This is a genomic window from Streptomyces sp. O3, assembly GCF_054788135.1.
Genome location: NZ_JBTVYK010000247.1, coordinates 1 through 231, shown reverse-complemented (window position 1 = coordinate 231; position 231 = coordinate 1). Strand labels below are relative to the sequence as shown.

1 pseudogene is annotated in these 231 nt (G+C 37.7%); it reads left to right on the top strand.

Annotated elements, in window-relative coordinates:
• Nucleotides 1–231 (top strand): annotated as a pseudogene (locus ACX6XY_RS30530) (MBL fold metallo-hydrolase); the annotation flags it as partial.

The following is a 231-nucleotide window of genomic DNA, read 5'->3' as shown; positions in this document are numbered from 1 at the left end:
AGATTTTGATGATGCTAAAAAAGGTTTTATTGGAACTTGGGATCATGTAAAAGTAGATACTGAAGATGGCCATGCAGTTTGGGATTTGGAGGATTATAAGTTTATTGAAGGAGAAGCACCTGATTCTGTTAACCCAAGTTTGTGGCGTATCGCTCAGCTTAATATGACAAATGGTTTATTCAAAGTAACGGACCGCGTTTATCAAGTACGTGGGTTTGATATGTCGAATAC